The 13865-nt window shown below is 31.6% G+C and carries 11 protein-coding genes; 2 read left to right on the forward strand and 9 right to left on the reverse strand.

Annotated features, from left to right (window positions below; translation table 11 throughout):
* Window positions 1-308 precede the first annotated feature (308 nt).
* Genes MOV50_RS09595 through MOV50_RS09620 form a run of 6 tightly spaced genes read right to left on the reverse strand, consistent with a single transcriptional unit; the run spans window position 309 to window position 6140 of the window.
* Entirely contained in the window at window positions 309-1040 is a 732-nt protein-coding gene (locus tag MOV50_RS09595; protein ID WP_321777689.1) for an endonuclease/exonuclease/phosphatase family protein, read from the reverse strand.
* 8 nt (window positions 1041-1048) lie between these two features.
* Window positions 1049-2443 carry a phospholipase D-like domain-containing protein gene (locus MOV50_RS09600; protein WP_321777690.1) on the reverse strand — a complete coding sequence of 465 codons (1395 nt, stop codon included), beginning with the start codon at window positions 2441-2443 and terminating at the stop codon, window positions 1049-1051.
* Between the two features lie 8 nt (window positions 2444-2451).
* On the reverse strand, window positions 2452-2958 hold the full coding sequence (locus MOV50_RS09605; RefSeq protein WP_321777691.1) for a phosphatidylglycerophosphatase A: 507 nt from the start codon (window positions 2956-2958) through the stop codon (window positions 2452-2454).
* A gap of 8 nt (window positions 2959-2966) precedes the next feature.
* Window positions 2967-4157, reverse strand: a complete 1191-nt coding sequence (locus tag MOV50_RS09610) for a sulfate adenylyltransferase (protein WP_321777692.1) — start codon at window positions 4155-4157, stop codon at window positions 2967-2969.
* Window positions 4135-5022 (reverse strand): response regulator, encoded by an 888-nt coding sequence (locus MOV50_RS09615; RefSeq protein WP_321777693.1) that lies wholly within the window; start codon window positions 5020-5022, stop codon window positions 4135-4137. Before MOV50_RS09615 ends, MOV50_RS09610 begins: the two co-directional genes overlap by 23 nt.
* The gene (locus MOV50_RS09620; RefSeq protein ID WP_321777694.1) at window positions 5019-6140 is read right to left on the reverse strand and encodes a bifunctional 2-C-methyl-D-erythritol 4-phosphate cytidylyltransferase/2-C-methyl-D-erythritol 2,4-cyclodiphosphate synthase; all 1122 of its coding nucleotides are present in this window, start codon (window positions 6138-6140) and stop codon (window positions 5019-5021) included. Before MOV50_RS09620 ends, MOV50_RS09615 begins: the two co-directional genes overlap by 4 nt.
* Before the next feature lie 171 nt (window positions 6141-6311).
* On the opposite strand from MOV50_RS09620, the gene thiC reads away from it, so the two are divergent.
* Window positions 6312-7688, forward strand: coding sequence for a phosphomethylpyrimidine synthase ThiC (gene thiC / locus MOV50_RS09625; RefSeq protein WP_321777695.1), 1377 nt, complete (start codon window positions 6312-6314; stop codon window positions 7686-7688).
* A gap of 78 nt (window positions 7689-7766) precedes the next feature.
* Window positions 7767-8876, forward strand: coding sequence for an Mrp/NBP35 family ATP-binding protein (locus tag MOV50_RS09630; RefSeq protein ID WP_321777696.1), 1110 nt, complete (start codon window positions 7767-7769; stop codon window positions 8874-8876).
* A gap of 34 nt (window positions 8877-8910) precedes the next feature.
* Here the strand turns inward: MOV50_RS09630 and MOV50_RS09635 are convergent, their stop codons facing one another.
* From MOV50_RS09635 to MOV50_RS09645, 3 genes are all read right to left on the reverse strand, one after another.
* Window positions 8911-10761 (reverse strand): GGDEF domain-containing protein, encoded by a 1851-nt coding sequence (locus MOV50_RS09635; RefSeq protein WP_321777697.1) that lies wholly within the window; start codon window positions 10759-10761, stop codon window positions 8911-8913.
* 85 nt (window positions 10762-10846) lie between these two features.
* Window positions 10847-12661, reverse strand: coding sequence for a glutamine--fructose-6-phosphate transaminase (isomerizing) (gene glmS / locus MOV50_RS09640; RefSeq protein ID WP_321777698.1), 1815 nt, complete (start codon window positions 12659-12661; stop codon window positions 10847-10849).
* Window positions 12661-13794: an HD domain-containing protein gene (locus MOV50_RS09645; protein WP_321777699.1), complete on the reverse strand. Its 1134-nt coding sequence runs from the start codon at window positions 13792-13794 to the stop codon at window positions 12661-12663. Before MOV50_RS09645 ends, glmS begins: the two co-directional genes overlap by 1 nt.
* Window positions 13795-13865: the final 71 nt, after the last annotated feature.

Here is a 13865-nt window from a genome sequence, read left to right on the forward strand (position 1 = left end):
TCATAATAAAATGATATATTACATGGTTATACCATTTACAACATTAAATAATCATTTATTATAATGCCCCTAAAATCTAAGATATCAGTTTAGTAAGATTTATTTTCAAAGAAGCTAAAATAATAATTATTGAGATAAATTATGAGTATAAAAAAAAAGGCAGACAGGACTATCCCCTATTTAAGAGACACTTATCTAGTCAGTTAACAACACATTATTTTCAACCTTTTTTAATCTATATTTAAAATGCACTTTTATGATTTTTTTTTCTAACTAATATTATATTTAGTGTGTACTTTTAACGGCTGTTATGTCTGAAAATTTGCATAAATTGGGTTATGATCGGACACATTTTCCGTGTCTATAGCCTCTGCGTTAATTAGGTCAAGCTCTCTATAAAAAATATGATCAAGTGGTTTCAAAAAGACATGTTTTATATTATGTGACATTTTAACCTCTACCTTGGTTAATCCAAGTTCATTTTGAAATTTTTTCAACTCTTCTATCCTTTTATCATTCCAACTATTAAAATCACCAACAACAATCATTGGACCCTTATGTTTTATAAGCATAGATTTGATTTCTTGAACTTCTTGTTTAAAACTTTTTATAGGAACAAAATTAATAGCATGTATATTAACCAAACAAAGTAGCTTACCATTCGTTAATAAGTGCTGCGAAACAATAAAACTTTTATGAGTGGTAATTCCAGCTTCTTTGTTTTTAGTCAATTTACAAGCAATATTTTTAAAAGCAACTTTAGCCGCAGTAAGAACACCATAAATATTTTTTTTTGTTTCCATATTACTGGCAATTGCATATGAATAGTCTTGTAATTCATAAGGTTCTCGTTTTGGATATTGTACTTCTTGAAATAAGAGAAAATCGCTAGGCTTTGCTAGTAAAAGTTCTTTAAGTTTATTTTTAAATAAAATATTTTGATTTTCTTTATGTATATTCCAAACAAGAATAGAAAATGATTCTTTTAGAAAATTATTTTGATGTTTTAGTTTTTGTGGATAAGATTGTGGTTTTAACATTATATTTCTTAAAGTTGTGGGGCTATTATACGCATAAAGTTTTCAAATATACGGCGAGATTTAGATGCTTTAGCTATTTGTTTTTGAGAATTATTCATCAAGTTCTGCATCCACACATCTACTTTAGATAGGGTATCCTTATCATAAATAAAACTTACTATTTCATAATTAAGTAGTAATGAACGATTATCTATATTAACTGAACCAATCATTGACGCAGCATCATCAAAAAGGATAACTTTTGCATGAAGCATATTACCATTATAAAGAACAAGATTTATATTGGCTTCATCAAGTTCTCGCATATAAGAGGTTCGAGCTAAATCAGCAAAAAACTGATTTGATTTTTTTGGTGTTATTAGCTTAACATCGACACCCTTGTGTTTAGCAATTTTTAAAGCATACATTAAATTTTCATCAGGAATAAAATAAGGTGTTACTATCCATACCCTTTGTTTTGCAGAATATATAGCACTTAATAGTGATTTATATAAGGCATCACCCTTAATATCTGGTCCAGATGGCACTACTTGGATTGAGGCATCACCATAATTTTTTTTATTTGGTATAGTCGCTTTACGAATAGGAGAGTGATTTGCATAAGCCCAGTCATCTTCAAAAACTTGGGAATATTGATAAGTTGCTTCCCCTTGTGTTTTGAAGAGTATATCTTCCCATTGATCTTTAGTTTTATTTGCTCCCATATATTCACAAGAGAGATTCATTCCACCAGATAATAAAGTTTCTTCATCAAAAAGATATATTTTTCTGTGATTTCTAAGATTGATATAATTTCTATAAGGTAAACGCAATAAAGGCATAAAAAAAGAGACTTTTCCACCTGCTTGTCGTAACTCTTTAAAAATATTTTGAAAAAAATAAATTTTATATGAACCAAGTGAATCTATAAGCAGACGAACTCTAACACCTTCTTTGGCTTTTATAGTTAATTCTTTAATGATTTCTTGAGTTAACACATCATTTTTAAATACATAAGTGCTCATACTAATACTTTTTTTAGTCTTTTTAATCTCATCCATCATATTAGTATAAGCTACATTGGCTTGTGTTATAAGCTCAAAACTATTATGTTGGCTTGCTCCTGGAATCCCATTAAAGCGTAAAATACCATCCATTACATTTACTTCTATATTTGATATGTTTTCACTACTTTTAAGACTAAGAGATGACATACCATTTTTAGTTGACTGTTTGCGTACACCAATCAAAAAATACAATAAAACTGAAAAATAAGGTACAACGATAATAAAAAGTAGCCAAGAAATCATACTAGTAGGAGTGCGTCTTTGATAAAGCATATGAAGCATTGTAAAAAGAATCAAAAGTTCTCCAATAATAAAAACACCATGAAGTACCAAGAAGTTTAAAAAGCTATTTTGCATAATTATCGTTATATGAAATTTTGAAGTTGTAGCCAACCCTGCCAGATAAGTGAACTGACAATTCCAGCTGCAAAACCAGCGATGATATCATCACCCATTACACCTATTCCACCTTTCGTTTCTCTATCGATTCTACCGATGATAGATGGTTTTGCTATGTCGAAGTATCTAAATAGTGCAAAAGAAAGTATAGACTGAATTAAAAAACCATTTTCAAATGAACTGACTTCACCCAAACTTACACTTATAGCAGGCGCAACGCTAAGGGCAAACCACATTCCTGCTAACTCATCTATGACAATGCGTTTATCATCATGGATGCCAGATATTTCTTCGTATTTATTTATAGATTTTATCGCGATAATACTAAGCAGAGCAGTCGCTAAAAAAAGTGTTTGTGAATCAAAATAGATAAGGATTAGCATACCAAGAGGTAATGAGACAAGTGTTCCAACTGTCCCAGGAACTTTTGGAAATAATCCACTATATCCAAGTGTTATAAAAAACCAATTCATTTATTTGCCTAAGTAAGAGATGTTGTTTGGTAAAGTTTCATAAGTTCAAGATAGAAATCTGCTTCAGTATGCTCTTTTAAAAGCCCTTCAACAGGTAAAATATCATAGTATAACTTTTCAAGATTTTTAAATCTATTTGGAAAAATATGAGATAATATTCGTGCTGAAATTTCTTTTCTCATAAGCATAGTTGGTGGTAAAATACCTAACTCTAAGAGTTCTAAGATTGAATCAGAATGGTAAGATATTTGATGATGTTGACCATGGGGACAAATATTTTTACTTACAAGAGTTGTACATTTGTCACAATAGACATATTCGCTTGCTATGGTTATCTCTATTTCTATCCCTATTACTCTGTCAATGATAGATTTGTTTGAGTTACAATCATAAAACATACCAAGTCCGGCATGGTTTATACCTATCGTAAGTCTATCACAACCATAGTTTTTTGCAACTATTGCATCTATAATTATTTCATTATAACCTGCAAAAATATAACTATTTTCTAAGGGAACAATAACGACATGATTTTTTGTTAAAAAGTTACTAATAAAATAATCTAAAGATTCTTTTCGTATATCGTAAGATAGATTTGATTCAGTATATGAGCGTAGTAAAAATATGACTAAAAGGTCAGTGTTTTCAAGAGCTTGTCTGATTAATCTTTCATGTGCACGATGTAAAGGATTTGCTGCCATAACGATGGCTGTTGTATGTTTGGCATCTATGCGATGTTTAGCATTATTTATAATTTCTTGATTAGTATTTAAAGGTTTATTTAAAAGTATATACTCACCACTTACAGCTAAAGAACCGAGTCTGTTTAAAGTAGTCATAACACCTGGATGACTTGTATCATCTGTACCATATATCTGTTTGATTCTTTCACTTTTATCTATCTTAAAAACCTCTTCAACTATTAAAGTTGCAAATGGTTCTTGGTTAAAAAGTATTTCAAGCTCATCTCCAGTTTTTAAAGATTTTAAGACTTGGGCATTCATCTTACCTGAAGGAGCAAGTATGAAAGGAAATGGAAAAGTTTTTCCATTAATTAGACCACTTTTAAGAACCTTTTTACTTCTCTGTGCATTCATCAAGGATGTTGCAGGGGCAAGTAAGCCATTCTTTAAAAGTTCCAGAGCAGAAGCTGCTTCACTGTCTATAAGAAGAGTTTTATTTTTTCTTGACGATATCATATTTTTTTCGTTTTTCCCATAAACTTTTTCTACTTATTCCTAATCTTTTAGATAGTTCAATATCAGGAAATTTATATTGGTAATTTAAAACGATATATTTAACATAATCTTCAATCGGAAGTATATCACCTTGGTCAAAAATATTATTTTCACTTTTAATTTCCAAAACTCTATATTCTACATTCTCTATCTTATCTGTACTTGAAACAATAACTTTTTTGTTAGAAATAAGGGAACAGAAGTTCTTTCTTTCCCCTTTTTTAAGAGTTTGATAGTCAGTTATGTAGATAATAGCATCTTGGTTTAACGATTCTAACTCATTTAAAGCTTTTTGGTCAGTCAAAGTTATGAAGTGAATAGGTAAATCTTTTTCATATGCATGCTCAAACGCAAAAGCATCTGAGTATTTTTGAAATGATGATGATATAAATATAGGAAGGTCTATCGTGTTATGGTCATGTTTATGCGTTACTGATGAAAAAGAGTGTGTTAAGTATTTTTTGTAAGCTTCATCTCTCTTTTTTAGTTTTTCATAATCTTGGTAATGGTTTATCTTTCTGATGAGTTCTTCAATCATAAAAGGCTTTAAAATATAGTCTTTTGCTCCAGCACTAAGTGGTTTTGAAACTGTATCGTTTGAAATATATGAAACCATTAAAATTATTATGGCTTTTTTAAATGTTTCTATTACTGGGTTGAAATCTTGCCCATTGATGTTTGTAGAAAGTAAAACAACATCATAGTCCTTATTTTTAATTGCATCTCTTGTTGAAGTACACATATCACAAATATGCCCTAACTCACCTAGTTTAGTAGCTATACTTTGTGCTAAATAAACTTCATTTTCTATAATTAGTATTTTCAAATTTTTGTCCAATCAAAGTATTTTAAATTTGCATTTGCAATAACTCCAACCCCTTCACTTCGACCAATAAAGCCGAGTTTTTCAGTTGTTGTAGCCTTTATGTTTACACGAGAACTATCACATCTAAGTATCTTAGCAATAGTTCTTCGCATCTCTAGTTTATAATTGCCAATCTTTGGCGTTTGTGCCGCTATGGTTAAGTCAATATTTACTATGATAAAACCAAAGTCATATATCTTTTTAACCACTCTTTGTAGTAGAATCTTTGAGTCAATATCTTTAAACTCATCACTACTATCAGGAAACATCATACCAATATCACCCATTCCTGCTGCACCTAAGAGAGCATCTATTAAAGCATGGATAGCTACATCTCCATCACTATGAGCTTTAAAACCAAAGTCAGAGTCGATTTTGACACCGCAAAGGTACATCTGTGTCGTTTCATCAAAAGCATGAACATCAAAACCAGTACCACTTAAGATGTCATTTGATGGTTTCTCTAAACATGAGAGCAAATTCAAATCTTTTACAAAAGTAATCTTATTTGCTTCGCTTTCACCTAAAATAAACTCTCTTGAGCCACCATTTGCAACTATCGCACTACTCTCATCTGTAAACTCTTTATCTGTATCTAGAGCAGATTTCAAGATATTAGTACGCGATAGTTGTGGTGTTTGAATTCTTTTTACTTTATCTCTATTTATAGTTTCATTTTCATAAACTATGGTGTCACTAACTTTTAAGTATGGAACTATGCAGTCAGCTTTTCCTTTTTTTGAGATTATTTTTTTTAAAAATTCTTCATTTATGCAAGCTCTTGCAATATCACTAACTATGACAAAATCACTTTGTACTTCTTTTAAAGCATTAAGTAAAGATTTTTGTCTAGTTGATGAACCTTGAACAAAAGTGAAAGAATCATAGTTTTTCATAAATTCTATATCTTCTTTTGCAGAAGTTATAATGATTTTATCAAAAAGTTTAGTTTCTACACACTTTTGTGCTACTTCTTGCCATAAAGGTTTATGCCCTATACGAAGCCATTGTTTCTTAGAACAGCACTTAAAACGACTTGAACTACCAGCAGCTAACAATACAAGCGTTAAATCATTCAAGCATATACCTCTTTTTAAAAAGTGTTACGAAATTATACACTTTAAAAGCTTTTTTTTATCTTTTTAGTAAAAAATAAAACACTACTCTAAGACCTTAATGCTACTTTAACTTTATTTGATTATATTTCCACTATACAATTTATATAAATATATGAAATTTTAGGAGAAACCATGAGAACTTCTTGGGTTAAAAAAAGAGAAAATGATGCTGTAAGAACTCAAATGTACTATGCGAAACAAGGCATAATTACTGAAGAGATGGAATATGTTGCAAAAATAGAAGATTTATCTCCAGAGCTTATAAGAAGCGAGATAGCTAGAGGTAGAATGATTATTCCTGCCAATGTAAACCACACTTCATTAGAGCCAATGGCAATAGGAATTGCATCAAAATGTAAAATCAATGCAAATATTGGTTCTTCTGCAATCGCATCTGATGTTATGGGTGAAGTTGAGAAGATGCAAGTATCTCAACACTACAAGGCTGATACTGCTATGGACCTTTCAACTGGTGGAGATTTAGATGAAATTCGTAAAGCGGTAATTGGTGCTTCAAAAATCCCAATCGGTACTGTTCCTATCTATCAAATTCTTCATGATGTAGGAAATAAAATAGAAGACTTAAGTATAGAAGTAATGCTTGAAGTTTTAGAGCGTCAAGCACAACAAGGTGTTTCTTATTTTACTATTCATGCCGGTTTTTTACTCCAAACAATGCCAAAAATTGCTAAAAGAAAAATGGGAATAGTTTCTCGTGGTGGTTCTTTAATGGCTGCATGGATGATGCACTATCATAAAGAAAATCCATTCTTTACCGCTTATGATGAAATCTTAGATATCTGTGCTAAGTATGATGTTGCTCTTTCACTTGGAGATTCTCTTCGACCAGGATGTTTAGCTGATGCTTCAGATGATGCCCAACTAGGAGAGCTTAAAATTCTTGGGGATTTAACTCTTAGAGCTTGGGAAAAAAATGTTCAAGTTATGATAGAAGGACCAGGACATGTCCCTCTTAATCAGGTTGAGCGAAACATGAAACTTCAACGAGAACTATGTCACGAAGCACCTTTTTATATACTAGGACCATTAGTTACTGATATTGCTGCTGGATATGACCATATAAGTTCTGCTATTGGTGCTGCTGTTGGTGGTTGGCATGGAGCGAGTATGTTATGTTATGTGACTCCTAAAGAGCATCTAGGACTTCCTAACGCTGATGATGTTCGTGAAGGTATCATTGCATATAAAATCGCAGCTCATGCAGCAGATATAGCTCGTGGTAGAAAAGGTGCTAGAGATATTGATGATGCTATGAGTGATGCACGATATGGCTTTGACTGGGAAAAACAGTTTGAATTAGCATTAGATGGAGAGAGAGCAAGAGAGTATCATGATGAAACTCTTCCTCAAGATGTTTTTAAAGAAGCAGAATTTTGTTCTATGTGTGGACCTAAATTTTGTTCGTATAAAATCAGTCAAGATATTATGGATAATCCAGAGGCAATAGAAAAAATTGCTAGAGAAGCTAAAGAAAAAGAATTAGCATAAATAAACTTGTTTTAAATAAGACAAAAATTGTCTTATTTATGATAGTATGCGAAAATAAATAAAAATAAGGAAGAATGAATGACTAATGAAATAGTAAATTCAGCACTTTCAAAGGTTATGTATCCAGGTTTTACTAAAGATATTGTAACTTTTGGTTTTGTAAATAGTATAAAAATAGATGGTAATGATGTTAGCTTTAATGTAGCAATCACATCAAGTGCTCCAGAAGTTGCACAACAAATCATTGATGAATCTACAAAAGAACTTAAAGCTGTTGGTGCTTCAAATGTCACCTGTAATATAAATGCTCCAAAAATGCCAGATGCCGCTCCAGCACCAAAAAGTAAAAATATTGCTCCACAAGTTAAAAACTTTTTAATGGTTAGTTCTGGTAAAGGTGGAGTTGGTAAATCAACAACTTCTGTAAATGTTGCCATTGCTCTTGCTGCGCAAGGTAAAAAAGTTGGTCTATTAGATGCAGATATCTATGGTCCAAATATCCCTCGTATGATGGGTCTTGATGGTATTCGTCCTGAAGTAAATGGAAATAAAGTTCTTCCTCTAAAAGCTTATGGTCTTGAAGTTATGTCTATGGGTTCACTTATGGAAGAAGGTCAGTCACTTATGTGGCGTGGTGCTATGATTATGAAGGCAATCGAGCAGTTCTTAAGAGATATTCTTTGGAGTGAGTTAGATGTTTTAGTGATAGATATGCCTCCTGGAACAGGTGACGCTCAGCTTACTTTAGCTCAAAGTGTTCCTGTAACTGCTGGTCTTGTTGTTACAACTCCTCAAGCAGTTTCTATTGATGATTCTCGTCGTTCATTAGATATGTTCAAAAAACTTAATATTCCTATCGCTGGAATCGTTGAAAATATGAGTGGTTTTATTGCTCCAGATACTGGTGTTGAGTATGATATCTTTGGTAAAGGAACTTCAGGTCCAATGGCTGCGGAGTTTGACACAGAAATAATTGCAGAGATTCCAATAGAGCCTTCTATTCGTGAGGGTGGAGATACAGGTCAGCCTATCACTTTTGTTTCTCCGTCTAGTGAGACCTCAAAAAGATATGCTAAAGCTGCTGAGTCTATTTGGGCTACTATTGAAGCGGTAAATGCTGATGGTGGTGCTACAAATGAAAGTGTTCAACCAACCACACCACCAGGTGTAAGTGCTTGTAGCGTATAAACTTTTTGTAACCCCGTTTTGGGGTTACTTCTATCTAACGAACATCCTTACCTTCTGACATTTCTTTTTTATACTTAACTATTTTATTTCTACCAGTTGTTTTTGCAACATAAAGAGCAGTATCTGCTAACTTGATACACTTCCAAATAGTATCTGCATCTTCATTAAACATAGAGATACCAATACTTATAGTTTTTTGCATCGCGTCACCTGCTCCAACATCAAAACTCAAATCACCAAAAGCACGATGAATTTTTCTTGCAACCTCTAAAGTTCCTTCGACAGTTGCATTATCTAAAATAATAACAAACTCTTCTCCACCATATCGTATAGCTAAGTCAGATTCACGAATATTTTCTTTAAGAACCTTAGCAATTTCAACAATTACCATATCGCCAACATCATGTCCATAAGTATCATTTACTTTTTTAAAGAAGTCTATATCTATCATCATTATGGAGTAAATTTCTTTTTTTCTACCAACCTGACTCATAATTCGTTCAATGACTTCTTCTAAAAATCTTCTATTGTTAAGCCCTGTCATTGAATCTCTTCGAGATGTGTCTTTTAATTTTCCCATAAGAATATGAGAACTAATCACAGGTTTTGCAGCTTCAAGATAGTGTCTTATTCTTGAGATATAAGTATTTTTATCGTTGATTTCTTCTTTATCTTTTCCAATAATTGATATGATTAAAGAAATCTCACCATTGATTGCAAATGAAAAACATAGATAGTTTTCTTTTTCCTTTTTGCATGATTGACATAGGTCAGGAAACTCACTAGAGAGAGTTATACTTTTTGTTCTATAAGCTCTACATAAAGAAGCATCTTCTTTCACTCCTTCTTTACAAATTAAAATATCATCATTTGTGTTATAGTGAAGTTTTCTTGTATTTGTAGTATTGTTTACCTCATAAAGTGCAAAATTTACAATGTTGTATTTACTTTTAATAATATTTACTAAACGCATATAAACATCAAATTTTGTTGCATCTAGTTCTATCGTTTTTTTGAATTTATACACATCTGATAGCTCATTTATGATAATTTTTGATTGTTCTAGCGGGTTGTCATTTGACATATTCATTTGAGGGATTATAGTTCCTAGATTTTGCTTGATATTTCCAAAAGCATCTTGCATCTTTGAAAATAGCGTGTTCATATGACTGACAATATCTTTAGCTTCTCCATCTACACTAGTTTCAAATCTATGTGTAAAATCTCCACCATAAGCTTTTTGTATTCCATCTTGAAGGTTTGAAAAAAGTTTTATATACGGTGAAATATAGTAGTTTAAAAGAAATAAAACAATAAACAAAAAGACTATATTTATTCCAAGAATTTTCAGTATTGTAAACATACCACTTGTTCGCATCTCACTAATATCAAACTCCATACTTATAACACCTAGAGTATCTCCAATCTTGACATCATGGCAACTCAAACAGTTTGTATTAGCATGATTTACAGTTGCTTTGTAAGGTATAGAAACTCTAAGTAAAATTTCATTTGCATCTTCTATAATCTTTTTTACACTGCTTCCACTTCTGAGAACTTCTTTATCTATAGCATCTCTAACTGTTTCAAAGTTCATACCTTCGCCATATTGTTTTATGACATTTTCACTTCTTACAAGCCATAAAGATTTTACTACATCACCTCTTGAGATTTGATTTAAAAAGTATGACCTATTGTCCATCATGCCATTTATCATATGAGCAGTTAGTCCATCTTTTACAATAGTAGCGGCAAGTTTTGACTTTTCCATAGCACTTTTGATGCTGTAATCACGAAAGTTTAAAGATATATTGATAATTGTTGCAGTTGTTAGAGCAAGTAGCATTAGAGCTACAATCAGAAGAAGTTTTGACTTTGTTTGCATATAAAATCACTTGTGTTGAGATTTTTGAAATTAATTAATCATCATAACAAAGAATATGTTAAGTTTGTATAAAGTGTTTAAAATGTCACTCTACCGTAACACTTTTAGCTAAATTTCGTGGCATATCTACATCATTTCCCAGTCTTACAGAAATCTCTAAAGAAAGCAGTTGAACAACAACCATCATCTCAAAAAACTCTAACATATAATCTTTACATTTTGAGATAGCTATAAAATCATCAGCTTTATCAAACTCTTTTGAACTAATAGCACAGATAGTAGAATCTCTAGCACTTAACTCTTCTACATTACTTTTTGATTTTTCATAATGCAAGTGTTCTGGAAGTAGAGCAATAGTAAAAAGTTCAGGGTCCGCAAGTGCGATAGGACCATGTTTCATCTCTCCAGAAGGATAACCTTCAGCATGAAGGTATGAAATTTCTTTTAGTTTTAATGCTCCTTCAAGTGCTAGTGGATAGAATATATCTCGGCCAATAAAGAAAAAACCATGCCCGTGAAGGTATCGTTTTGAGAGTCTTTTTAGTTTTTCATGCATCTCATCAGTTACTTTAACAGATGCTGGAACTTCTCTTAAGAGGGAGATTTGTCTTGAAATTTCACTAGATGCAAGAGTGTTTTTGATCTTAGCAATATAAAGACTCATCATCCAAAATATTGTAACTTGAGTTGCAAATGCTTTTGTAGATGCCACACCTTTCTCAATCCCAGCGCGGGTTAAAATAGTTGCATCTGCTAGTCTTACCATTGAAGAATTGTCAACATTACAAATAACTAAAGTTCTTAAACCAGCATTTTTTGCCATTTTCAATGTTTCTAAAGTGTCTGCTGTTTCTCCACTTTGTGATATCACAACAAAAAGAGTATCTTTTGCCATTATGGGCTCTCTGTATCTGAATTCACTTGCTATCTCAACAGAAGTTCTGATTTTTGCGTATCTTTCAAAAAGGTATGAAGCAGTTAATGCTGAATGGTAAGAAGTTCCACAAGCGCAAAGTTTTATCTCATTAATACTAGCAAAAAAATCTTTATCAAGTTCATCAAAAATAATCTCATCATCGTTAAGTCGTCCCATCAAAGTATCTGAGATAACATCACCTTGTTCATATATCTCTTTTTCCATAAAAAATCTAAATCCATCTTTTTGGGCAGAGAGTTTGTTTTGAGAAAGTTTGCTGAAAATAGCCTCTTTTTGTTTTGCATCTTTATCTAAAATTACAATTTCATCAGGTCTAACATAACCATAATCACCATCTTCAAAATAGTTTACTTCTTTTGCTTTACCAATAAGAGGAGTATCAGAAGATGCAAAATATTTTTCACCTTCTTCATTAATACCAAAAAGCATAGGTGAACCATGTTTTGCAAAAAAGATAGTTTTAGGTTCGGACTTTGTAGTAAGTAAAATAGCATAGGCACCATCTAACTCATTTATGGTTTTACTAAAAGCTTCAAAAGCATCTGCGCTAGATTTTAAGTTTTTTTCAAACTGATGAACTATGACTTCTGTGTCAGTTTGGCTTAAAAATTTTACTCCACTATATATAAGTTCTTTTTTTAACTCTGCATAATTTTCTATAATGCCATTATGAACAACATAAGAACTCTCGCCAAGATGGGGATGTGCATTTAGTTCAGTTGGTTTTCCATGTGTTGCCCATCTAGTATGACCAATCCCAACAGCAAAACCCTCTGTTGTAAAATCTTTTGTTTTTTCTTCAAGGTTTATAAGTTTTCCAATGGCCTTGTAGTTTGAAAATTCCCCATTTTGTAAAACTGCGATACCTGCAGAGTCATAACCTCTATACTCTAACTCTTTGAGTCCATCAAGTAAAATTTCTTTAGTATTTTTTTCGCCTATGTATCCAACAATTCCACACATTATTTTGAGTCCTTAGTTAGTAGTTCATAAATTTTATCGACATTATTGCATATATCATTTTGTTTTTCCATTAAGAAGCTATCGCGAACTTTATGTTTAGTTGAGTGGATTTTTGCTGTTACAATATTTATGTCAAGTTTCTCAAATATGTCCATTATGTATGCTAAAAGACCGATTTGATTTTTAGTATTTACCTTTACCTCTGCATGTGTAAGTGAATGTTCACAATCAATAATAATTTCTTCTCTTTTGATAGTTATCTCTTTTAGTTTAACTATCCTTTTCATGTCAAAAGCTTTTTTAACTAACTCTTGAACTTCTTTCAGTTCATCTCCATCTACATTTTTAATAAACTCTATCTTAAAATATTTTAAATCATCAAAAAGTGTAAATATCTCCATAGATGCAACATCAAGATGACGGAGTGTTGCTAAAAGATAACCAACATTCAGAGGAACTCTTCTATATATTTCAATACTTAAAGAGTTTTCTCTATGAATAAGGTAAGAATAATCTGAGGTGTTTTTTGCTTTTTTTGCAATTCTTACAAGGTCAAGTATCGTGTGTTTAAAGAAAAAGAGATTTGATTCTACACGAAGAAGTTTTGCTTGAAGATCTTTTGGAAGTTCTTTAAATTCTTTAGAATTTTTCACTCTTTTTTCTATGGCAATTCTCTTAGAAGCATCTGTGATTCGGTCACTATTTTGTGAAACTTCTAAAGCACTTGTATATAAATCATGAAGTAATTTAGAATTAAATGAGTTATATGTAGTTTCACTAACACCGTTTATATCGGCATAAGTTAAAATATAAAGTAGTCTTAAATTTTTTATATCTTTAACACTTGACATAAATTTATAAAGAGTTTTTTCGTTATAAATATTTTCTTTAAATGCAACATTACTCATCAAAACATGATACTTAACCAATAAAATTGCACGCTCAATCAATGCTTGACTTAGATGAAGTTTAGTCGCAAAAGGAAGTATAAGTTTTGCTCCAACTTCGCTATGGTCTTGTTTTCTGCCTTTTCCTGTGTCATGAAGCAGTACAACTATTTTTAGTAAAAGTTTTTCATCAATAGATAGTTCATTGTGTAACTCTTGAATAAAAGGCTCTTTTATGTTTTCCAACGCTTGAATTGATTTAATAGAATGAATATCAACAGGATAATGATGATAACCATCAAACTGAGGAAGATGAA

Source organism: Sulfurimonas sp., from assembly GCF_029027585.1.
Taxonomy (GTDB): Bacteria; Campylobacterota; Campylobacteria; order Campylobacterales; family Sulfurimonadaceae; genus Sulfurimonas.